The organism is Tenacibaculum haliotis (assembly GCF_025215075.1).
Taxonomy (GTDB): Bacteria; Bacteroidota; Bacteroidia; order Flavobacteriales; family Flavobacteriaceae; genus Polaribacter; species Polaribacter haliotis_B.
Window position 1 is genome coordinate 390,702 of the sequence record NZ_JAOBTH010000029.1, and the last position, 22,541, is coordinate 413,242.

Sequence of the window (22,541 nt, forward strand, 5' to 3'; positions counted from 1 at the left end):
TTAAATATCTAATTCAACCACAATCGGACAGTGATCCGAATGTTTTGCTTCGGGTAAAATATAGGCTCTTGAAATTTTTTCTTTTAACGGCTCTGAAACCATCGCATAATCTAAACGCCAACCTTTGTTATTGGCTCTAGAATTTGCGCGATAACTCCACCAAGAATACTCTTGTCTTTCTGGATTTAAATAACGAAAACTATCTGTAAATCCGCTGTCTATAAATTTAGTTAACCACTCTCGTTCTTCGGGTAAAAAACCTGAAACTCCTTTCATTTTAGGATTGTGAATATCAATAGCTTCGTGACAAATGTTATAATCACCGCAAATCACTAAATTCGGAATCGTTTTTCTTAAATTAGCGGCATATGCTAAGATTTCATCCATATAATTGAACTTATAATCCAATCTTGCAGCATTAGTTCCTGAAGGTAAATACATACTCATTACCGAAACATTATCAAAATCTACACGTAAATTTCTCCCTTCAAAATCCATCGACTCAATTCCCGTTCCGTATTCAATATGATTTGGTTTTTCTTTACAAAAAACAGCTACTGATGAGTAGCCTTTTTTTTGTGCTGAAAACCAATAATGATAAGGATAACCAGCATTTTCGAACTCCGTTACATCTAACTGTTCCTTATGTGCTTTGGTTTCTTGAATACAAATTACATCTGGATTTGCAGCCTGCAACCAATCGATGAATCCTTTTTTTAATGCGGCACGAATTCCGTTTACGTTGTATGAGATTATTTTCATTAATCTAAAAATATTGGTTTTTTAAGAAAAATCCACGTTAGCTGTTTCTTTTCTCCTGTTTGCGTTTGAATTATTTTTTTTCTTGGTGATAAAAAATATCCTAAAGCAATTGCTAACGCCATTCGAACCCAACTTGGCTCTACATGAAATACTTTATCTAAAATCAGTAAAAAAAAGATTGCTAAAAGAGGATAAATAATTCTGTGAATTTTCTTTATTAATTGTATCATTTAATCTAAAATAATAGGCTTTTTTAGAAAAAACCAAGTAATTTGAGTTTTCTCTCCAGACTCAGTTTGTATTTTCTTTTTCCTAGGAGAAACCAGTACTGCAAAAAAAGCAGAAACAGCTATTCTGATTCCTAAACTTTCAATATTAAATACTTTATCTAGAATTGCACTTACAAGAAGTACTACTAGAAAAACTACAATAAAGCTGTTTTTAGCTAAAAACTTCATCCTAAATATTCATTTCAGGAATTTCTCCGTTTACAATTAAAGTTCCTGCGGTAGCTTCTTGAATTTCTTCAACCGACACACCTGGAGCTCTTTCTAGTAAATGAAAAGCACCTTCTTTAACTTCTAATACCGCTAAATTGGTAACCACTTTGGTAACGCAACCAACACCTGTTAAAGGCAAAGAACATTCTTTTAATATTTTAGATTCGCCACGTTTGTTGGTATGCATCATAGCAACAATAATATTTTCTGCTGACGCAACTAAATCCATCGCGCCACCCATTCCTTTTACCATTTTTCCTGGAATTTTCCAGTTAGCGATATCACCGTTCTGAGCAACTTCCATCGCCCCTAAAACGGTTAATTGAACGTGTTTACCACGAATCATAGAAAAGCTAGTTGCTGAGTCGAAAATAGAACCACCATCTAAAACAGTAACGGTTTGTTTACCTGCATTTATTAAATCGGCATCTTCAGTTCCTTCAACAGGAAAAGGTCCCATACCTAACAATCCGTTTTCTGATTGAAACTCCACTTCTATTCCTTCAGGTATATAATTTGCTACTAAAGTCGGAATTCCGATACCTAAATTAACGTACCATTTATCTTGTAATTCTTTCGCTATTCTTTGTGCTATTTGTTGTTTACTTAATGCCATTTTGTTACGCTTTAGGAGTTACAGTTCTTTGCTCAATTCTCTTTTCATATTTTTCTCCTTGAAAAATACGTTGCACAAATATCCCTGGAATATGTATTTGATTAGGATCTAATGTTCCTGCTGGCACTAGCTCTTCTACTTCTGCAACTGTAATCGTTGCTGCACCACACATATTCGGATTAAAATTACGCGCTGTTCCTTTAAAAATTAAATTTCCTGCTGTATCTCCTTTCCATGCTTTTACAAAGGCATAATCTGCTTTAAACGCAGGCTCTAATACATACATTTTTCCATCAAACTCACGAGTTTCTTTTCCTTCTGCTACTTCTGTTCCGTAGCCTGCTGGTGTATAAAACGCTGGAAAACCTGCTTGTGCAGCTCTACATTTTTCAGCTAAAGTTCCTTGTGGTGTTAATTCTACTTCCAACTCACCAGATAACATTTGACGTTCAAACTCATCATTTTCTCCTACATAAGAAGAAATCATTTTTTTAATTTGTTTATTTTGAAGTAACAAACCTAGTCCAAAATCATCTACTCCTGCATTGTTAGAAATACAGGTAACATTTCTTATATTTAATTTTACCAACTCAGCAATTGCATTTTCTGGTATTCCGCATAAACCGAAACCTCCTAACATAAAAGTCATAGAGTCTTTTACACCTGCAACAGCTTCTTGTACGTTATTTACTTTTTTATTTATCATTGTAATTGTTTGTTTAATGCTAAAAAAAATATTCAACCCTCTTATAAAACAGATGCCTATTAAAAATCTGTTTCTTCTTCTGAAGGGTTATCTCCTTCTGTCTCTTCACCTTCTTTTACCTTGGCACAATTAATTTCTATTGAAAGTTTTTGCGAAGGTTTTTCAAAATCTGTTTGACTAATATTTAATGTTTTATCAGCATAACATTTTTGCATAAATAACGCCCATGTTGGTAACGACATTGCTGCTCCTTGTCCTTTACCAATTCCAGCGAAATGCGTTGCTCTGTCTTCACCACCTGTCCAAACACCAGTTGCTAAATTAGGTACAATTCCCATAAACCAACCGTCAGACTGATTTTGAGTTGTTCCTGTTTTTCCGGCAATTGGATTTGTAAATTTATAAGGATGTCCAGTAATATAATCTGGGTATTTACCCAGTAAACGTAAACGAATACCTGATCCACCTGTTGTTACCCCTTTCATTAAATCTAACACAACATATGCCGATTCTTCACTTAAAACTTCTTTTGTTTCTGGTACAAACTCCTGTAAAACTGTTCCGTTTTTATCTTCTATACGAGTGATCATCATCGGACTTACACGTAATCCTTTGTTTGCAAAAGTTGAATACGCACTTACCATTTCTATCAACGATAATTCTACCGCACCTAAAGCAATTGACGGATTTGCTTCAATTTTAGATTTTATTCCTGCTGACTCCGCTAAACGTGCTACATTTATTGGAGAAACTTTATCAATTAATTGAGCTGACACCACATTAACTGAATTTGCTAATGCTTTTTTTAATGTTAACTCTCCTCCGTATTTATTATCTGAGTTTTTAGGCGTCCAATCTTCTGGCATACCATATTTTTCTTTCGGAATCGTATATAAAACATTCGGTAACTTGTCACAAGGCGACATTTTTAACTGGTTGATTGCTGTTGCGTATACAAAAGGTTTAAAAGTAGAACCTACTTGCCTTTTTTGTTGCTCTACAGCATCGTACTTAAAATATTTGTGATTAATACCTCCTACCCAAGCTTTAATATGACCCGTTTGTGGCTCTATAGATACTAAACCTGAACGTAAGAAATGTTTATAGTAACGAATAGAATCATACGGTGTCATTACCGTATCACGTTCTCCTTTCCAAGAAAAAACACGCATATCAACATCTGTATTAAAAGACTTTTCTATTTCTTTTTCTGATTTACCTGCTGCTTTTAAACGTTTATAACGCGTTGAACTTCTTTTACCACGTTTTAAAATATTTAAAACCTGTGATTTATCTAAATCATAAAAAGGGGCATTTTTATTTCTTTTTTGTTCTTTAAAGAAAAAAGATTGCAAGTTTGCCATATGTTCTCTACTCGCTTCTTCTGCATATCGCTGCATACGAGAATCAATTGTAACATGTATTTTTAATCCGTCTTTATAAATATTATAAAACTCTCCATTGTCCTTCGGATTTTCTTTAGCCCATTTTTTTAAACGTTGCTTTAAGTTTTCTCTAAAATAAGTTGCTAATCCATCACTATGACTTTCTGGTGTGAAATTTATTTTTAAAGGCAATTTTTGTAATGAGTCTTTTTCTTTCTCTGTAATAACATCATTTTTTGCCATTTGAGCAAACACCACGTTTCTGCGCTGTAACGATTTATTTCTTGATATTTTTCTATGAGGATTAAACTGTCGTGGGTTTTTTAACATAGCTACTAAAATAGCAGACTCTTGTAAATCTAACTCCATAGGTTCTTTACCAAAATAAATACGTGCCGCAGAACGAATACCAGTTGCACTAAAAAGAAATCCCTGCGTATTTAAATACATCGTTGCTATTTCTTCTTTGGTGTATTGACGCTCTAATTTTACTGCCAATACCCATTCTTTTAATTTTTGAGTAAGTCTTTTAATTTTATTACTTGCTCCCCCTTTATTAAAAAGATTTTTGGCTAACTGCTGTGTAATTGTACTTGCTCCTCCTTCAGTTCCTAGTTTTGAAACTGCTCTCGCCAAACCTCTAAAGTCTATACCAGAATGTTCGTAAAAACGTTCATCTTCTGTAGCAACTAATGCTTTTATTAAATTTTTAGGTAAATCTTTATATTGAATTGGAGTTCTATTTGCTTTTATGTAATATTTTCCTAATGTTTTTCCGTCAGAAGAGATAACTTCTGTTGCTAAATCTTCTTTAGGATTTTCTAACTCTTCAAAAGTCGGAAGTTCACCAAAAACGCCCCAAGAAGCTAGTAAAAATAGTAATCCCAGTAAAAGGAAACCTCCTAATATGACACCCCAAAACCATTTGATATATTTACTAAAGTTAGTTGTTGTTTTTTCTTTCATTATTGTAATTTTTCAATTCTAAATCCCACTTCAGAAATTCCTTTAAGCTCTTCAATTCCTGCAATTTCACCATTTTTTCTCATGGCTTGGTTAATTTTAAATGTATATTCTCCTGTTCTTGGAAATATGATGTTTTCTTTATAAAAAAGTTTATTTTCTTTAATACTTGAAAGTCCTTTTCCTAAAAATTCACCTGTAACATCAGTCATATCATACTCTAAAGTATCAATAATTACTTGTCCGTCAGGGAAATTTATTTGAGCTATTAAAAACAAATTACTATACTCGTAATCTTTATTATTTCTAAGATTTATAAAAAGATTTCTCTTGTTTATAGAATCTTTTACAGGAAAAGTAAACGCAACCGTATTACTCTTATTCCAAGAGTTTTTTGGTAGCGTAATATACTCGTCAAAAACTCTTTTAGCATCACACGACGTAATTATAAAAACAGTTAAAAAGAGGATATATATACTATTCTTTTTCATTCTTTTTTTCGTTATTTTTAGCCTCATTAGGCTTTTTTCTTCTCTGATTGTTATTTCTTCTCTTCTGATTGTTCGGTTTTTTATTTTGAGATTGAACGTTTGTATCGCTCTTTTCACTTTCTGATTTCGGGTTGTTTACTCTAGGAGCATTTCTTGGTTTTGGTTTCCTAGTAGCTACCGTTTTTTTATCAGCATCCTTATTTACCACTTTACGTACTGGTTTTCTTTGAGGACTTTTATTAGATTTTTCATCAGCAGATTGAACACCACCACTTTTATTTACAGGATTTCTTTGAGGCCTTCTTTTTGGTTTTGTTTCAGGAGATCCAACACTTCTATTTTTGTTTGCTGGTTTTCTTTGTGGGCGTTTTTTATTATTACCACGAGATTTTTTTGGTGCATCAAAACGAGTTAAACTATCTTGTCCTACAACATTTTCAAAATCAACAACAGCTTCTGTAACTATTTCTAACTCATACTCATCTAACGGTAAAGCCAGTTCATTATTTTTATTCAATTCAATAATTTCTTGAACTTGATCTAATGATAATTGAAACCACTTAAAACTTTCGTGTTTATATGTATACCAAAGTATTTTTTTAAAGATATCCATCTTTACAAAAACGGCATCTCCTTTTTCTGTTTTTAGTATTTTATCTTGCTTCGGAAAACTCTGTAAAGCATCTAAGTAAGTATCTAACTCAAAGTTTAAACAACATTTTAGTTTACCACATTGCCCTGCTAACTTTAAAGGGTTTAGTGATAATTGTTGATAACGTGCCGCTGCGGTATTTACTTTTCTAAAATCGGTTAGCCAAGTAGAGCAACAAAGCTCTCTACCGCACGAACCAACACCTCCTAAACGAGCTGCTTCTTGACGCATACCAACTTGTTTCATTTCTACACGAATAGAAAAAGTTCCTGCTAAATCTCTAATTAACTGGCGAAAATCTACACGTTCATCAGCTGTATAATAAAAAGTAGCTTTTGTACCATCTCCTTGATACTCAACATCCGAAAGTTTCATTTTTAGTTCTAATCGACTAATAATTTCTCTTCCCTTTCGTTGAGTTTCTTGTTCTTTATCTCTGGCGGCATGCCAAATATCGATGTCTTTTTGTGTCGCTTTTCGATAAATTTTATTTACTTCTTCACTATCTACTGCTACTTTTCGTTTTTTCATTTGAACTTTTACAAGCTCTCCCGCTAAAGCAACAATACCAATATCGTGACCAGATGAACCTTCAACCGCCACCACATCACCCATAGAAACGGTTAATTTTTCGGTGTTTTTATAAAAATGCTTTCGTCCGTTTTTAAATCGAACTTCAAAAATATTAAATGGAGCTTCACCAGTAGGTAAAGTCATATTTGATAGCCAATCAAAAACGGCCAATTTATTTCCACTTCCGCAGGTACCTGACGCACAATTTCCATTGCTTTTGCATCCATTAGGTACGCCGTCCTTGCTGGTTGAACAACTGTTACAACTCATAATATAGTATATTTTTACAAGCGCTTTTTAAACCTGAAGTTTCCAGTATCAAAAAACACTTTTTTATTATTGATTTTCAGCTAGATAAACTTTTTTATTCTAACTTCCCTTAATCAGTAAAGATACATATTCTATCGAAAATTAAAAATGGATTTTTAGTATAAAAAAACACGCTATAGTTTTATAAAACTATAGCGTGTTAAAATTAAAAATATTGTTTTTTTATTTAGTTCTTTTTTGCCCAGTTATCTCGTAAACCAACTGTTTTATTAAACACTAAGTTTTCGGCAGTAGAGTCATCATCTACATTAAAATATCCTAAACGTTGAAACTGAAATTGTTGACCAATTTTTGCTGTTTGTAAACTTGGCTCTACAAAAGCAGTAATTTTTTCTAATGAATTAGGATTCACAAATTCCATAAAATCTTTGTCTTTATGGTTATCTGGAGCTTCATCTAAAAACAAACGATCGTATGCTCTTACCTCAGCCTTTACAGCGTGTTTTACAGATACCCAATGTAAGGTTCCTTTTACTTTTCGCTTGCTTTCTTCTGTGTCACTTCCCGATTTTGTTTTCGGGTCATATGTACAGTGAATTACCGTAATTTCTCCGTTTTCATCTTTTTCACAACTTGTTGCAGTAATAAAATAAGCATTTTTAAGACGAACTTCTTTTCCTAATTTTAATCTAAAGAACTTCTTGTTTGCTTCTTCTCTAAAATCTTCTCTTTCGATATAAATTTCTCTTGCAAAAGGAATAATTCTAGTGCCAGAATTTTCATCCTCAGGATTGTTTTCTGCAATTAAAATCTCTTCTTTATCTTCAGGATAATTATCAATAATTACTTTTACAGGATCTAAAACTCCCATAACTCTGTTTGCAGTTTTGTTTAAATCTTCACGAATTTTAAACTCTAACAACGAAACATCAATAATGTTTTCTCTTTTTGATACGCCAACCGTTTCTATAAAATTACGGATTGATGCTGGTGTATAACCACGTCTTCTTAACCCAGAAATTGTTGGCATTCTTGGATCATCCCATCCGTTTACGATTCCTTTTTCTACCAAAGTTAACAACTTACGCTTACTCATAATAGTATAGCTTAAGTTTAAACGAGAAAACTCGCGTTGCTTTGGCGGATTTGGAAATTCTGTTTTACTGTATTCGTACACATTGTCGCGAAACCAGTTGTATAATTCTCTATGAGGTTTAAACTCTAAAGAACATAAAGAGTGTGAAATTTGCTCTAAATAATCACTCTCACCATGCGTCCAATCATACATTGGGTAAATAACCCAGTCGTTTCCTGTTCTGTGGTGTGTTTTCTTTAAAATACGATACATTAACGGATCACGTAATAACATATTAGGCGATTCCATATCTATTTTAGCTCTTAAAACATGCGTTCCTTCATCAAACTCACCAGCTTTCATTCTGCTGAATAAATCTAAGTTTTCTTCAACAGATCTGCTTCTAAAAGGACTATTTGTTCCAACCTTTGTTGGTGTTCCTTTTTGAGCGCGCATTTCTTCAGAAGATTGACTATCGATATACGCTTTACCGTCTTTTATTAATAAAACAGCCCAGTCGTATAATTGCTGAAAGTAATCAGATGAATACAATTCATTTGCCCATTTATACCCTAACCAAGTAACATCTTCTTTAATGGCATCTACATACTCTTGCTCTTCTTTAGCAGGATTTGTGTCGTCAAAACGTAAGTTTACTGGCGCATTGTATTTTTCACCCAAACCAAAGCTAATTCCGATTGCTTTTGTGTGTCCGATATGTAAATATCCATTAGGTTCTGGCGGAAAACGAAAACGTAAATTTTCTTTTGGTAATCCGTTTGCAATATCCTCTTCAATAATTTGTTCTAAAAAATTCAATGATTTTTTTTCTTCTGACATCTTCTGTTGAAATTGAAGTGCAAAATTACGGAAAATTTTATCCAAAAAAAGAAAAGCGAAAACCCTTTATAGAGTTTTCGCTTTCAATCTAAATATCTTTCGTTAAATAATTATCAATCCGTATGATGTGATTCTGAAATAAATTCAGAATGACGTTGAAAATTAGTTATCACATCAAATACAATTCGTCAACCTGAACTTGCTTCAGGTTCTCATTATTAGAACCTATCAACATTATGCTATTCTGAAATAAATTCAGAATGACGTTGAAAATTACAATTCGTTATCCAGAATTTGTTATAGATCCTTATAACAAAACTGGTTCTCGATACAATTTTATTCCGTTAGCACTTCTTAAAATCTCTCGAACTGACAGTCCGTAAATTTTAATACTTAAAAATAGGCAACAAGTTTAATTTACCTTTTGTACTACTTATTATTTTCCGAACGAGTTATTTTCTTGATTGATGTCTGCCATTAATTTTGACGGATCAATTTCTACAGATTTTACTTCTTTTGAAGTTGTAAATGTATATGTTGGGTGTGCAAACGTCCAATCTGCAATTTTAGTTGCCTTGGTTGGTTTTTCACCACGCATCATACGTAAAGGAATATTAAACGCTTCTTTGCTTCCATCAACATAAGTAACCTCAACATCTATAGGCATTGGCATTTGACCAATTCTCTCTAAAGTAACTTCTTTACCTGAAACAGCTTTTACACCATAATCAATCGTATGTATGGTTTGTGTCCATTCGTTTAAATACCAATCTAAATGAATTCCTGAAACTTTTTCAGCAGTTCGTTTAATATCATTTGGTGTTGGGTGCTTGAAAGAAAAATCGTTAAAATATTTTTTTAATGTTTTTGCAACATTTTCTTCTCCAATAATATATTCTAATTGAGACAAGAAGATATTTCCTTTAGAATAACTTGCAATTCCGTATGCAGTATTTGTATGATACCTATCTGCATGTGTAGTTAATGGCTCTTCTATATTATTTTTTACTACATAATTATAACCTCTATACGATCCTGTATGTGGATTTCCAGCTTTTTTACCTAAAATTTCATTTCCTGCTTTGTTAGAAATATAAGTTGTAAAACCTTCATCCATCCATGGGTGTTTGCTTTCGTTTGTAGCTAATAAAAACTGAAACCAAGTATGTGCCATTTCGTGAGCTGTCACACCAAATAAACTTCCCCAACTACGTTTCCCTGTAATTAAAGTACTCATAGCGTACTCCATTCCGCCATCACCACCTTGAATAACTGAATATTGTTTGTATGGATATTGCCCTATGTTTTCACTGAAGTAAGTCATTAATTCAGCAGTTTTAGGCTGTAATTTTTTCCAGCTTTCTAAATATTTAGCGTCTAATGTTTTCTTGTATAAGAAATGTAAATCGATACCGTTATCCATCGTTAACATATCGTGTTTATATTCTGGATCTGCAGCCCAAGTAAAATCGTGTACGTTTGGCGCTGTAAAATTCCAAGTTAACTTTTCTCCTGACGGAATATTTAAAGCTTTCTTTTTGTTTTCATAACCATGCCCTACTTCTTGTGCATTTTGTAAATATCCTGTACCACCAACTACGTAGTTTTTATCGATATGTAAAGTAACATCAAAATTACCCCAAACACCGTGATATTCACGACCTAAATAAGGAGGCGTATGCCATCCTTCAAAATCATATTCGGCCATTTTAGGATACCACTGCGCCATAGATAAAGCAACTCCTTCTGCATTATTACGTCCTGAACGACGAATTTGATTTGGCACCTGTGCATCAAAAATCATATCAAAAGTTACACTTTCTCCTGGTTGAATTGCTTTGTTTAAAGTAACTTCTAAAATTGTACCAACAGTTTCGTGCTTAACAACTGCTCCGTTTTGTTTTAATGAGTTTACTTTGATATATCCTATTTCAGACGGAGATAATTTTACAATTTTATCTGCAATTTTACTACTCGGATCTTTAATGTTTCTCGAACGAACATCCATTTGAGAATTTGGTTGAAAGGCATTAAAATACAAGTGATAAAACACTTTATTTAAAACATCTGGCGAGTTGTTTGTGTACACCAATTTTTGCGTTCCTTTATATTGAAATGTCTTTACATCCATATCAATATCCATTTTATAATCAACATGTTGTTGCCAATAATTTTGACTTGTTGATTTTTTTACTGGTACTTTCGCTACACTATTGTTGTTTGTTGTACTAGTAGCAGCACAAGAAACTATCGATAATAATGAAAGCCCTAATATTATTTTTTTCATATTAAATTGATTTAATTCCTATTGTGGTTAGGGTGTTTTTTAAGTTATTTAATTCGTTTTCATTTTTTAGTATCGTAAAGCTTCGTTTTTTTCCGTTGTGTAATTTTAAAAATACACGTTCTCTTCCTAAAACTTTCTTAACCTCTAGCCCTTCAATTTCTGAAAGATTGTAATTAGTTTTCCAAGATCTTTTAAAGAGATAAAAAAATACTGCAACTACTGATACTATTGCCAATATAAGCATCAAAACAAAAAGAAATTCATTTTTATAATAACGCATCGAAAACAATTGAACTCCCATATTAAGTGCATTAACTAACATTAATACGATTACTAATTTCGAATGAGATGGCACCTCATCTTTAATTTTTAATTGTTCTTTTTGCTTATCAAACTCTAACTGCATAGGTTGTTATTATAACAAAAAAAGGGCATCAAAATAATGCCCTTTTTTTAAATAGTATTCTGTTTTTATTTTCTTCCGTTTACCATTCTATCAGCCATTAAAACTGCATTGTAAGCGTTTACAATACGACCAGAAACCGATAAATCTGCAAAAGGAACTAAATCTCCTGCTGGATTTGCTCTAGACGTAGATCCTGGTTTTGTAACCATTAAATCGATCTTCGTACCTGAGTTCATAATAATGTGCTTTACCTGGCTTGCAGATAACTGTGGATAGTAAGAACGTATTAATGCCGCTACACCTGCAGTTGCTGGAGAAGCCATTGATGTTCCACTAATTTTCTTATAAGCATTGTCAGGAAAAGTTGAGTGTATTTGAACTCCAGGAGCAAAAATATCTACATTTACTTTACCATAGTTTGAGAAACCTGCTGGTAATTTTTCATTATAATTAGCACTCATTGCACCAATCGTTAAGAAATTATCAGAAACCTCTGTTAATTGATCTGGAGCATCGTTTGGAAATGTTTTGTCTACATCGATGTTTTCTCCTGAATTTCCTGCTGCGTTTACAATTAATACATCTTTAGAAGCTGCATATTTAATTGCATCGTAAACCCATTCTTTATTAGGTGAAAAAGCTTTACCAAAACTTGTGTTTATCACTTTTGCACCATTATCAACCGCATAACGAATACCTAAAGCAACATCTTTATCATACTCATCTCCGTCAGAAACTGAACGTACTGCCATCATTTTTACATTATTGGCAACACCATTCATTCCTTTACCATTGTTACGCGTAGCACCAATAATACCAGAAACATGAGAACCGTGTGCTTCTCCTTTTTCTGAATGCCCAATATTTGCATCTCCATAACCAGGCTTATCGTTAATATCATAAGCATTATCACCTACAACAGTACGGTAATCTGTTTTTAAGTTATCTCCATTTATTGTTGCATTCGCAGTTTTAACTAACTTAGCTAATTCTTCTTTTGCTTGTGTTAATGAACTTAATCCAAAACCATACATTTGTTTTGCACCTTCAGCAGCCTTTGTTAAAGCAACATCAGTAGTTTTTAAAGCTAATACTTGTTCTTTTGTATAATCTGCTTTTCCAAAATGTTTTGCTAAAGCTGCATCAGCCATAGTTACTCCATCTAACATTTTTTTATAACGGGCTGCATTCTTTTTAGCTGCATCTACTTTTGTTTTTTGAAATGCTTTTACTTCTTTTAAAGTTTCTGCATCAGCAACAGAAGGATTCATTAAAATACGTTCGTACTCTAAATGTTCTTTATAAGAGCTTCCTAAAAAGTTCCATCCGTTAATATCATCAACATACCCATTTTTGTCATCATCAATCCCGTTTCCTTCAATTTCTTTAGTGTTTACCCAAGCAACATCTACTAAATCTTCGTGCTTTAAATCGGTACCAGAATCTACTACTCCAACAACAACTTCAACTCCTTTTTTTCCTTTTAAAAACTCGTAAGCTTTATTAACACTCATTCCTGGAATAGTATCTGTAGCTAAATCTAAATGTTGCCAATTATCTTTTTCATAAGCTGTTAATTCAGCTTTTTTTGCTGAAATATTTACCACAGTATTACTTCCTGTTGGTACTGCCACTTTACTTACTGATGAACAACCTACTAATGTAGTAATTGCAATTGCTGAGTAAAATACGGGTTTCAAAACTCTCATAATCTTTATCTTAATTAAATATATCTGTAAATTTATAACTCTCTTTTAATCGTACTCCTTTTTCGGTGTGCTTTACTGTAATCAACTCGTTGTAAGCATCGTGCTCTAAGAACAAGTAAAACTCTTTATCAGCTGCTTCATTTAAAAAGGCTTCTTTTTCTTTTAATGTTAATAGTGGCCTGGTATCGTAGCCCATCACATACGGTAAAGGTAAATGACCTGCGGTTGGTAATAAATCGGCCATAAAAACAATAGTTTTATCTTGATATTGTATTTTAGGTAGCATTTGTTTTTCGGTATGTCCATCTTTAAACAATACATCAAAACCAACATAATCTTTTGCATTTAAGTGTAAAAAATTAAGCTGTCCGCTTTCTTTAATTGGTTGTATGTTTTCTTGTAAAAATGATGCTTTTTCTCGTGGATTTGGGTTTACTGCCCAATCCCAATGACGTTGATTACTCCAAAAACGAGCATTTTTAAATGCTGGCTCGTATCCTGTTTTATCTTTATTCCATTGAATAGACCCTCCGCAATGATCAAAATGTAAATGTGTTAAAAAAACATCGGTAATATCATCTCTATGAAAACCGTGTTTTGCCAAGGAAACGTCTAAAGAAAAATCGCCAAACAAATAATAATATCCGAAGAATTTATCGGATTGTTTGTTTCCGATTCCTGTATCAATTAAAGTTAATCGATTTCCATCTTCAATAAGCATACAACGCATACTCATTGATATCATGTTTTTATCATCGGCAGGGTTTGTTTTTTGCCAAATTGATTTTGGAACTACGCCAAACATAGCGCCACCGTCTAATTTAAAATTACCTGTTTCTATGGGATAAATTCGCATAGCTACAAATATGCGGAATTTTAACGAAAGTTTTTGTTAATAAAAACAAAAAAAGACGCTTGATATCAAGCGTCTTTTTGTTTTTATATATAATGTTTATTATTCCTTATCATTTAAAGATAATAAAAATCCTATTGTAAAATTAGCATCCCAATCAAATACAAATCTTTTACAACCTGTTTCATCTCCTATTGCTTTAAATATATTAAGTCCGCTCTCTACCTTTTTACCTTTTTTTGTTACAACATCTTTATAAGAATCGATATCTGTTGATAACATTGTAAATCTATTTGCTTCTTTTCTTATAGATTTAGCCATATTAAAAGGCACACCTCCTATAATAAAACACAATGATTTTTTACCTTTTGGAATTGTAGCAGCAATTGATCTAACTTCCTTATAAACAAGTTCATCTGCTGTATCATTTTGAAAATATTTCGCTCCATATGAGTCTTTTCCAACAATTTCATTTCCTTCATAATAAGAAACTTTAGTATTTCCTGAACCTATATCAACTACATAAGCAATACTTTTAAATTCATTAGGTAAAACTGCTTTTAAAGCATAAATACCTTCTTCTTCAGCTGTAACTTCATTTACCACGTACCCCAAATTTTTAAGCTCTCTTATGATAATTTTAGAAGTATCAGATATTTTTGCTCCAGAACTTACCACAAAATGAATATCGTCTGTTTTTACACCAAACTCAACAATTTTTTGAATATAATCCTTTAATTTCTTAGTAACTTCGTTAACATTTGTCATTCCCTCGATAATAAGACTATTACCAAACTCCTTACTTTTTACTTCGTAATTATTGTCTTTGTCTACATTTACAATAAAAGAATTAAAGCCTGAAGCACCTAATTCAACAACTCCTTTTAGAGTACCATTAACTGGTTTTGTTGGCGTGTAATTAAAGGTTGCTGCAGATGTTTTAGTTGTAACTTGTGTACTTGTTTGTTCTTTTACTGGTGCTGTTGTTTCTTTTGCTTCCGATTTTTTCTCGCTTCCACAAGCTCCAATAAATAAAAGCGCCACAAGAAGTGGTAATAATGTAAGTTTTTTCATAAAAATTTAAGTTTTTAGTAATTGATTTCAAAGCGAATATACTTTTTTTAAAATTTTTAACAAAAACACCTTACGTAAAGTTATTGTTAAGCTTTAACAATACAATAATACCTTGTAAAAACTCAATTGTTTTATAAATTTATATAGATATTATTTCACTACATTTAAAACCCAGCTTGAAACAAGCTCTAATACTTTTGGTGAAATGGTTTGTTCTATTTTTCTATACTCATCCATTCTCCCAGTTTCGCACTCTTGAAAAAAGTGATTCAAATTTTCTAATTCTACTATTTTATATGCTTTATTTCCTCCTTTAATTAATGCTTTTCGGATTCCTTCTTGATTTATCTTAGCATTTACCTGAGTATCTTTACTTCCATTTAAGGATAAAACTGGAATTTTTAATTTCTCAATTTCATCTGCTGGATTGTATTGTAAAAAGTAACGCGACCAAGGCTTTAAACTTGTTTTTAATTGATTTTTTATAAATGCATTAATATTTTTTTCTGGTACATTTAAAGACGTTAATATTGGTCGTATAAAGTTATTATAATGAGCCGTTAACTCTTTTTTAATTTCTGATGTGCTTTTATTAGACGTTACAATGGCAATGGCTTTTCTTGTGTTTTTTTCGTAAGCCACTTCATCTTTAACAGGAAACTGTCTTAATGTTTTAGACTGCATTACTGATAATTCTGTACCAGAAATACCAGTAGAAGCCAGCAACACCATAAAAGCAACATCTTTGGAATTATTAGCCGCTAAAGGTGCAATAATACCACCTTCACTATGACCAATTAAACCAATTTTTTTCGCATCAATATCCTTTCTTGTTTTTAAATAGGTAATAGCGCTCAATACATCTTTCGAAAAATCCTCAGTTGTTGCATTTCCAAAGTCTCCTGTAGATTTTCCGTGTCCACGATCATCAAAACGTAAAACACCAATGCCTTGTTTTGTTAAATGGTCTGAAAGTACTAAAAAAGGTTTGTGTCCCATAAAACTCTCGTCTCTATCCTGTGGGCCACTTCCGCTAATTAAAATAACCACTGGAAATTTTCCATTTTTATTTGGTAAAGTTAGTGTACCTGCTAAAGATACCTTAGCTTCTTTATTATTAAAAACTACTACTTCTTCATAATAAGGATAAGGTTTAACAGGTTCTTGTGGCCTTTTTGAATCTTCAATTTTTATGGCTCCTTTTTTTAAATGTAAGGCCATCTCTATTCCACCTTCTTTATAAGTTCCTTCAAATTGTTTTGCTTCTTTATTATAAATACCTTCATAATACATTCCAACATTAGAACCATTAATTATTAACTTCTCATTTACAAAAGTTGTTTTTGTAGGTTTAATACCCGAAACTCTAAATGTAGGAACACTCATTGTGGTTGAATAGGTGTTATTGTGTTGTGTTATGTTAAAAACGAATGTGATTTCTTTAGTTCCTCTTTTTGCTATTCCGTTCCAAGTTCCCGAAACGTCTTGCGAAAACACACTTGTAATTGTTACCGTAATAAAAAATATAATTGCAATAAATAGTCTCATAATTGTTAAGTTTTTGAATGTAATTATCCTAGCCAAGTATAATTTAGCTGTGATATGTTTAAAAAATAATTTTGTTTTTTTTGAAAAAGATAGCTTTACTTTAATACTATCTTAAAGTATCTTTCCTGCTGCTTTTACTTGTGTATCTTTTTGTTTACCCATAATTGAGCCAACAAGCATTCCGCCAATTAATCCTAAAGAAATCCCTAAAGAGCGTTCTAAATTTGATAAAATAGCAATTCCAAATAAAAATCCGAATGACAAACCTAAACCCATGTATCTGTTCGTGTAATATCCTTTAGGTGTTAATGAAAATGTTTCTTTTAAATAGTTTTCGAAAGTATTAAGCGCAGTTTTAAAATACTTTTTTTTATTCTGCGGATTTGAAGCCAACTTTAAATTTGCTAGTTTATTTTCTATCGATTTTATTTCTTCATCTGAAAAAGTTCTTTCTTTTAATTTTGATAAAATATGAAGAAACTTTTCATAAATTTTAATTTCTGATTTGTTGGAAGATTTGACAGATAAATTTTCTAAAAAAATTGAAGCTTCTTGAATAGTCATAATAATTAATGTTTTCTTAATTAGTGGCTTAAAACAAAATTTATTACAGGAGATCGTAATTATTTTTTCGTTTTAACTATTTAAATGTTCCATATCTGCTAATAATTGTTCTAGTTTTTTAAACACTCTTCCGTACACCAGATTTAAATCCCACTTATAAATTCTACCACCAAAGGTAGCTAGCAGAATTAAAATAATAATTACAATTACGATTCCTAATAAAGGTATTCCGAACACAAGATAAACATCTGGAAAACCATAAACGATTTCGTTTACCAATCTTTTTCCTAAAAACATACCATCGGCGTCTTTAAACCAAAATCCGATAACGAATGACATAAATATGATTGGATATAAAAAGGCAGCTATTTTTTCGTTTATTCTTATTTGTTTATTTATCCAACTATTAAACGTTTTTAAGTACTCATAACTACTAACACCTTTATTTATTTCTTCTAACTCGTTTAATAATTTTTTATTTATAACTACGAGTATACTAAGTGCCATAAAAAAAATAATACCCATTAACGGAATGCCTATAAAAAAAGATATTATTAAAAATAGTGATGAAAAAACAATAATTGCAATCAAGTTTATCTTAAACATTCTTTTAAACTTATCAATAATATGAATTGATTTTTGATTGTAAAGGTTATTTATTTTTGGAGCTATTAATGCATCTTTTTTAAGAAACCCTTCTTTCCAAATATTTTCAATTGATTTTTCCATCTAATATCTTTTTTAAGCGTTCTTTTATTCTTTTAATTCTAACACCAATATTATTGGTTGTTGTTCCCATAATTTCGGCAATTTCTTTATATGATTTTTCTTCTAAATACAATAAGATAACCCCTCTATCTATTTCAGATAATTGTCGTATTGCACGGTATAATTCATTTAGATTTTCATCAGAAAAAGCAAAATTATCTTCCGTTAATTCATTCGGAAGTGCATCCGAAGTAAACTGATGTCCTTTCTTTTTGTCTTTCTTTAATAATGTCAAACAAACATTTAATGAAATTCGGTATACCCAAGTACTCCACTGCGATTCTTCACGAAAATTATCTTTGCTTCTCCAAATCTGTAAGCAAACTTCTTGATAATAATCTTCAAAATCTTCTTGCGAATTGGTGTACGCTCTGCATAGCTTTATAATAATGCCTGCATAAGGTAAAATTGATATGTTATAAAAATCGCTGCTCAATGTTAGGTTTTATAGGTTAGTGGCTACTTTTTAAATTTATTACAGCCATTTGTAAAAATATATTTTACAATCTCATTATTACTTTCTTTTCTATGCTATCTTTACTTTTTTTTAATTGAAAACAATGCACACTACATCCTTATTAAGTTACATCAATAAATATATCGATTTAACTTCGGATGAAGAAGCTTTGTTACTTTCTAAAATAGTTCGCAGAAAATATCTTAAAGATCAATATATTGTACAACAAGGTGATGTTTGTAAAACAGAATGTTTTATTTTATCTGGATGTACCAAAACTTTTTATGTTGATGATGAAGGGCAAGAACATATTGTAATGTTTGCTATTGAAGATTGGTGGACCTCTGATATGGGTAGTTTTATAACCCAAACCCCTGCCGATTATAATATACAATGTATTGAAAATACTGAACTTTTTCAGATTTCTTACGATATTATTGAAGAACTTTATATCGAAATTCCAAAGTTAGAACGGTTTTTTAGAAAAATCATTGAACGCTCCTTAGTCGCTTCACAAAAACGTATTGTTAGTAACTTTAGTCTTACCGCAAAAGAAAGATACCTTCTCTTTAAAGAAACCTATCCTAAAATAGAACAACGTGTTCCGCAATATATGATTGCTTCTTATTTAGGAATCACCAAAGAATTTTTAAGTAAAATTAAAAGTCAGCTTATTCAAAATCAATAAATGTTAATCTAGTTTAACATCATTTCATAAACTACTTCATTTTCTAAAAATGTTTTGTTTTAGACATTTGTATCATCATATTTAAAACACAAAAGATGAATACATTATTAGAAAAAATTAGCACAATTAACGATATGATTTTACAAGGAAAAGCCTTAAAAGCTTTTGATGAATTTTATCATAACGATGTTGTAATGCAAGAAAACGACAACCCAATTGTTAAAGGAAAAGCAGCTAACAGACAACGCGAAGAAGAATTTTTTGCTGCAATTACCGATTTTAGAGGTGCACAACCTTTAAAAGTAACTATCGGCGAAAACACCACCATGGTTGAATGGCATTTTGATTATACTCACAAAGATTGGGGAATTAGAAACTACACCCAAGTTGCCGTACAAAACTGGAGGGACGGAAAAATAATTAAAGAAAAATTTTATTACGGAGCTTAGACTATAACACTAACAATTTAAAAAAAACAAAATGAATAAATCAATAAAAAACATCGCAACTATTGCCTTTATGGCTCTTTTAACTTTTTCTTTTACAACTATAAAAAAAGAAAGAAAGGAAATTAACGTTAATAAAAGTAATGTAATCTGGAAAGGCTACAAAGTTACCGGATCGCACCAAGGAACTATTGCAATAAAATCGGGTCATTTAAACTTTAATGACAATAAATTAACTGGAGGAGCATTTGTTATTAATATGTTATCTATTAATAATACCGACTTAGACGGAGAATACAAAGGTAAATTGGAAGGGCATTTAAAATCAGATGATTTTTTTGGAGTTAAAAAATTTCCAACAGCAACTTTAAAGTTTAAAAAGGTAAAAAGTATTGGAAAAAATGCTTACAAAGTTACTGGAGATCTTACTATTAAAGGAAAAACAAACTCTGTTAAATTTACACTTTCTGTTTATGGAAATAAAGCTAGTGTATCTTTAAAAATTGATCGCTCAAAATTTAATGTGAAATACGGTTCTACAAGTTTTTTCGATAATTTAAAAGACAAAGCTATTTACGATGAATTTGATTTAGTTGCAGATTTAGAATTTTAAACTATGAAACAATTCGGAATACTCATATTACTTTGCAGTATCGTTTTAAGTAGCTGTAACCTAAATAAAAAAACAGCTATTGTTAATTCGAACACAACTGAAGTACATGTTGATACTTTAACAAAACACTTAAAACCATTTAAATCTGAATTACCTACCATTGGTCTTTTAATTTATAGCGGTGTGTTACAAACAGAAATAACAGCTCCTTCAGATGTTTTTGCAAAACATAGTCAAAACGGCAAACAACTTTTTAATGTAATTACAATTGCACAAACTAAAAATGCCATTACCACAGAAGAAGGTTTAAGAATTTTACCTGATTATACTTTTAATAACGTGCCAAAATTAACTGCCTTAGTAGTTCCTAGTGGTTACGATATGTACTCACAAGTACGCAATGAAAAACTTGTAAATTTTATAATAGAAAAGAACAAGGAAACAACCTATACGGTAAGTAATTGCGGTGGCGCACAATTAATTGGAAAATCTGGTATTGCAGACGGTAAAAAGATTGTAACTTGGATTGGTGGTGGAACACAATTACAAAAGGATTACCCTAATTTATTGGTACAAGACGATACTAAAATAGCTTATGTTGAAGATGGTAAATTTTTGTCATCAAACGGAAACTTAGTTAGTTATATTTCAGCACTAAAATTAGTAGAAAAAATGAGTAGCCCTGAACATAGAAAATATGTTGAATCTTATTTATTCCTTGATCGTTTTAAAAACTGGAAAGAGTAATTTTTTAATTAAAGAAACGCAAATATTATCGATTTGCGTTTCTTATTATATATATTTTAATTCAATAAACTTAAAGCTAAATTCATTGAGCTTATTAATTCTTTTTTATCAGGGTTAATTTTAGAAACTACTCGAAGTCCACTATAAATAGTAAATAATAGAGATGCTAATATTTTTAAATCTTGATTAGATTTTAATTGCCCTGCATCCTTTCCTTTTTTTAAAAAATCAAAAAATACTGTTTCTAATTCTTTTTTATTTTCTTCTAATACTTTAAGAATTTTTGGGTCTCCAGGTACCAATTCTGTTGTTGTATTTACTACAAAACAACCTTTTTTATCAGCATCACAAATTGCCTCATCAATGGCTATTTCAAATAATTTAGAAAATGCTTCTTTTACATTTTCATGATTTTTAAAAAATTGTCTTAAACCTTCAATTCCTGTTTTTCTGTAATACTGAAACGCTTTTTTAAATAACGTATCCTTATCACCAAAAGTACTGTACAAACTAGCTCTGTTAATACCTAAATGGCTCACTAAATCATTAATTGAAGTTGCAGCATATCCTTGTTTCCAAAACAAATTCATTGCTTTGATTAAAACTTCATTCTCATCAAATAACTTAACTCTTGGCATATATAAAAAATGTGGAAGCGTAAAACACTTCCACAAAGATAAAATTATTGGAATCATCATTCCAAAAAATAATAAAAAAATTTAACTCACTAGCGGATTTACATTCGTTCCACCATCAATATTATATTCACTTCCTGTAATAAATGATGCGTCGTCACTTGCTAAAAACGATACTAATTTGGCAACATCTTCTGGTTGACCAAATCGCTTTAAAGGTATGCGATTTTGCAAGGTTGCTGCAAAACCGTTTAATTGCTCCTCTGGCATGCCTGTTTTTCCAAAAATTGGCGTTGCTATTGGCCCTGGATTTACCGAATTAATTCTGATTTTTCTTGGTGCTAACTCAGTAGCTGCCGTTCGTGTGTATGAATTTAATGCTGCTTTTGACGCTGCATAAATTGCAGTATTTGGCATACCTGTATAGGCATTTATTGATGACAAATTTATAATTGATGCCCCATCATTTAAAATAGGTAAAAACTTTTCAGTAGTAAAAACGGCTCCTTTAAAATTAATTCCTATTTGATGATCAAACATTTCTTCTGTTATTTGTCCAACTGGTGCCGGAGCAAAAATACCTGCATTTACAAATAGCACATCTACTTTATTAAAATCGTTTTTTACTGATGCCACTAAGCTATCAATAGCGTTTACATCTGCAACAATTCCTTTTACTCCTAATTCTTGCGCTGCTGTTGCTACTTTTTCGGCATTTCTTCCTGTAATAATTACGGTAGCACCTTTGCTTTTTAATTCTTTAGCAGACGCATAACCAATACCACTATTTCCACCAGTTACTACAGCTACTTTTCCATTTAAATTACTCATAATTTCTATTTTTTTTATGTTTTAAACAATACCAGAACAATCGTTCCGTTTGCAAATATATAGATAACAGAATGATTGTTCC

At 31.5% G+C, this 22,541-nt stretch carries 25 protein-coding genes; 5 read left to right on the top strand and 20 right to left on the bottom strand.

Annotated features, from left to right (window positions below; all coding sequences use genetic code 11):
• From N2251_RS13530 to N2251_RS13570, 9 genes are all read right to left on the bottom strand, one after another.
• Nucleotides 1–762 carry an exodeoxyribonuclease III gene (locus tag N2251_RS13530; protein WP_260587267.1) on the bottom strand — a complete coding sequence of 254 codons (762 nt, stop codon included), beginning with the start codon at nt 760–762 and terminating at the stop codon, nt 1–3.
• Entirely contained in the window at nt 762–992 is a 231-nt protein-coding gene (locus tag N2251_RS13535) for a hypothetical protein (protein WP_260587268.1), read from the bottom strand. Before N2251_RS13535 ends, N2251_RS13530 begins: the two co-directional genes overlap by 1 nt.
• Nucleotides 993–1,220: a hypothetical protein gene (locus N2251_RS13540; protein ID WP_260587269.1), complete on the bottom strand. Its 228-nt coding sequence runs from the start codon at nt 1,218–1,220 to the stop codon at nt 993–995.
• 1 nt (nt 1,221) lies between these two features.
• Nucleotides 1,222–1,878, bottom strand: a complete 657-nt coding sequence (locus tag N2251_RS13545) for a CoA transferase subunit B (protein ID WP_260587270.1) — start codon at nt 1,876–1,878, stop codon at nt 1,222–1,224.
• A gap of 4 nt (nt 1,879–1,882) precedes the next feature.
• A complete protein-coding gene (locus N2251_RS13550) occupies nt 1,883–2,584 on the bottom strand; it encodes a CoA transferase subunit A (RefSeq protein ID WP_260587271.1) in 702 nt (233 codons plus the stop codon).
• Between the two features lie 59 nt (nt 2,585–2,643).
• A complete protein-coding gene (locus tag N2251_RS13555; protein ID WP_260587272.1) occupies nt 2,644–4,935 on the bottom strand; it encodes a transglycosylase domain-containing protein in 2,292 nt (763 codons plus the stop codon).
• A complete protein-coding gene (locus N2251_RS13560) occupies nt 4,935–5,423 on the bottom strand; it encodes a gliding motility lipoprotein GldH (RefSeq protein WP_260587273.1) in 489 nt (162 codons plus the stop codon). Before N2251_RS13560 ends, N2251_RS13555 begins: the two co-directional genes overlap by 1 nt.
• On the bottom strand, nt 5,410–6,918 hold the full coding sequence (locus tag N2251_RS13565) for a PSP1 domain-containing protein (RefSeq protein ID WP_260587274.1): 1,509 nt from the start codon (nt 6,916–6,918) through the stop codon (nt 5,410–5,412). Before N2251_RS13565 ends, N2251_RS13560 begins: the two co-directional genes overlap by 14 nt.
• Nucleotides 6,919–7,144: 226 nt before the next feature.
• A complete protein-coding gene (locus tag N2251_RS13570) occupies nt 7,145–8,833 on the bottom strand; it encodes a glutamine--tRNA ligase/YqeY domain fusion protein (protein WP_260587275.1) in 1,689 nt (562 codons plus the stop codon).
• A 260-nt stretch (nt 8,834–9,093) separates the two neighbouring features.
• On the opposite strand from N2251_RS13570, the gene N2251_RS13575 reads away from it, so the two are divergent.
• A complete protein-coding gene (locus N2251_RS13575; protein ID WP_260587276.1) occupies nt 9,094–9,216 on the top strand; it encodes a hypothetical protein in 123 nt (40 codons plus the stop codon).
• Between the two features lie 53 nt (nt 9,217–9,269).
• Here N2251_RS13575 and N2251_RS13580 read toward each other — a convergent pair whose 3' ends face one another.
• The 9 genes from N2251_RS13580 to N2251_RS13620 form a co-directional block, all read right to left on the bottom strand.
• Nucleotides 9,270–11,120: a M1 family metallopeptidase gene (locus N2251_RS13580; protein ID WP_260587277.1), complete on the bottom strand. Its 1,851-nt coding sequence runs from the start codon at nt 11,118–11,120 to the stop codon at nt 9,270–9,272.
• Between the two features lies 1 nt (nt 11,121).
• Nucleotides 11,122–11,526 carry a DUF2101 family protein gene (locus tag N2251_RS13585; RefSeq protein ID WP_260587278.1) on the bottom strand — a complete coding sequence of 135 codons (405 nt, stop codon included), beginning with the start codon at nt 11,524–11,526 and terminating at the stop codon, nt 11,122–11,124.
• Between the two features lie 65 nt (nt 11,527–11,591).
• A complete protein-coding gene (locus tag N2251_RS13590; RefSeq protein WP_260587279.1) occupies nt 11,592–13,235 on the bottom strand; it encodes a S8 family peptidase in 1,644 nt (547 codons plus the stop codon).
• Between the two features lie 10 nt (nt 13,236–13,245).
• The gene (locus tag N2251_RS13595) at nt 13,246–14,091 is read right to left on the bottom strand and encodes an MBL fold metallo-hydrolase (RefSeq protein ID WP_260587280.1); all 846 of its coding nucleotides are present in this window, start codon (nt 14,089–14,091) and stop codon (nt 13,246–13,248) included.
• A 99-nt stretch (nt 14,092–14,190) separates the two neighbouring features.
• Nucleotides 14,191–15,162, bottom strand: coding sequence for a hypothetical protein (locus N2251_RS13600; protein WP_260587281.1), 972 nt, complete (start codon nt 15,160–15,162; stop codon nt 14,191–14,193).
• Nucleotides 15,163–15,312: 150 nt separating this feature from the next.
• A complete protein-coding gene (locus N2251_RS13605; protein ID WP_260587282.1) occupies nt 15,313–16,710 on the bottom strand; it encodes an alpha/beta hydrolase family protein in 1,398 nt (465 codons plus the stop codon).
• Between the two features lie 111 nt (nt 16,711–16,821).
• On the bottom strand, nt 16,822–17,274 hold the full coding sequence (locus N2251_RS13610) for a hypothetical protein (RefSeq protein WP_260587283.1): 453 nt from the start codon (nt 17,272–17,274) through the stop codon (nt 16,822–16,824).
• Nucleotides 17,275–17,346: 72 nt separating this feature from the next.
• Nucleotides 17,347–18,003, bottom strand: a complete 657-nt coding sequence (locus tag N2251_RS13615; protein WP_260587284.1) for a hypothetical protein — start codon at nt 18,001–18,003, stop codon at nt 17,347–17,349.
• A complete protein-coding gene (locus tag N2251_RS13620) occupies nt 17,987–18,478 on the bottom strand; it encodes an RNA polymerase sigma factor (protein ID WP_260587285.1) in 492 nt (163 codons plus the stop codon). Before N2251_RS13620 ends, N2251_RS13615 begins: the two co-directional genes overlap by 17 nt.
• 124 nt (nt 18,479–18,602) lie before the next feature.
• Here N2251_RS13620 and N2251_RS13625 point away from each other — a divergent pair, with 124 nt between their 5' ends.
• From N2251_RS13625 to N2251_RS13640, 4 genes are all read left to right on the top strand, one after another.
• Nucleotides 18,603–19,187 (top strand): Crp/Fnr family transcriptional regulator, encoded by a 585-nt coding sequence (locus tag N2251_RS13625; protein ID WP_260587286.1) that lies wholly within the window; start codon nt 18,603–18,605, stop codon nt 19,185–19,187.
• Nucleotides 19,188–19,282: 95 nt separating this feature from the next.
• Nucleotides 19,283–19,636: a SnoaL-like domain-containing protein gene (locus N2251_RS13630; RefSeq protein WP_260587287.1), complete on the top strand. Its 354-nt coding sequence runs from the start codon at nt 19,283–19,285 to the stop codon at nt 19,634–19,636.
• A 31-nt stretch (nt 19,637–19,667) separates the two neighbouring features.
• Nucleotides 19,668–20,246 carry a YceI family protein gene (locus N2251_RS13635; protein WP_260587288.1) on the top strand — a complete coding sequence of 193 codons (579 nt, stop codon included), beginning with the start codon at nt 19,668–19,670 and terminating at the stop codon, nt 20,244–20,246.
• A 3-nt stretch (nt 20,247–20,249) separates the two neighbouring features.
• Complete coding sequence (locus N2251_RS13640; protein WP_260587289.1) at nt 20,250–20,993, top strand: DJ-1/PfpI family protein; 744 nt, start codon at nt 20,250–20,252, stop codon at nt 20,991–20,993.
• 56 nt (nt 20,994–21,049) lie between these two features.
• Here N2251_RS13640 and N2251_RS13645 read toward each other — a convergent pair whose 3' ends face one another.
• Both N2251_RS13645 and N2251_RS13650 read right to left on the bottom strand, forming a co-directional pair.
• Nucleotides 21,050–21,691, bottom strand: coding sequence for a TetR/AcrR family transcriptional regulator (locus tag N2251_RS13645; protein ID WP_260587290.1), 642 nt, complete (start codon nt 21,689–21,691; stop codon nt 21,050–21,052).
• 21 nt (nt 21,692–21,712) lie between these two features.
• Nucleotides 21,713–22,459, bottom strand: a complete 747-nt coding sequence (locus N2251_RS13650; protein WP_260587291.1) for an SDR family oxidoreductase — start codon at nt 22,457–22,459, stop codon at nt 21,713–21,715.
• Between the last annotated feature and the right edge of the window lie 82 nt (nt 22,460–22,541).